This window comes from Geobacillus sp. B4113_201601 (assembly GCF_001587475.1).
In the GTDB taxonomy this organism is placed as follows: Bacteria; Bacillota; Bacilli; order Bacillales; family Anoxybacillaceae; genus Geobacillus; species Geobacillus icigianus.
This window is the reverse complement of record NZ_LQYX01000086.1, coordinates 1-613: the sequence shown is the minus strand read 5'-3', so window position 1 is coordinate 613 and position 613 is coordinate 1. Positions and strand designations below refer to the sequence as shown.

Genomic DNA, 613 nt, shown 5'->3' with positions numbered 1-613 from the left:
CGACTTCCCAAGCCTGCTCAGGAGAAAGGAATCGCGAAATGCTTTTGGCCAGACGTTCCAAGACGGCGCGATCCACCTCGTCTTCGCGCCCGAACGAATAAATCACCTTCGCTTTCGCATATTTGGCCTTCGGATCCCATTCATTGTGAGCAAGCTGGAGATAAGCAACGGTTGTTCCATCCTTGTTTTTGCGTGTGACTCGTCGTATGTACATGCCTATATTATAACGTATAAACTTTATTTTTAAAAGAAAAAATTAATAAATCGTGTGCCTATGAAATTCAGCGTTTTTTCCTAGGATCCGCATCACGAAACCCTTGATATAACAGCATTTTGGTCATTTCCATTTGCCTAAAATGACCTCAAAACTGTCGAACTCGGGTACCATTCGAAAGGAGAATCCCCATGCAAGAGCACTTTCATTTTACTACAGATCGAGCTAAGATTCAAAAACAATATGCTGCCATTTTCTTTTTTGTCTCCGCCCAACTGTCATTGATTCAGACGCATCTTCAACGCCGCAACCGCCATTTGGTCAAGCAAGAAGATAGCGTGATCATAGCGATTCACATTTTGGGGAAACTGCTTGGTTTTTCTTCCGAACGGGCATGGC

At 43.7% G+C, this 613-nt stretch carries 2 pseudogenes; one reads left to right on the top strand and one right to left on the bottom strand.

The features are described 5' to 3' along the window. A pseudogene (locus B4113_RS20600) lies at nucleotides 1-214 on the bottom strand (transposase); the annotation flags it as partial. Between the two features lie 191 nt (nucleotides 215-405). Between B4113_RS20600 and B4113_RS12410 the strand changes: the two are divergent. Then, a pseudogene (locus tag B4113_RS12410) lies at nucleotides 406-613 on the top strand (IS982 family transposase); the annotation flags it as partial.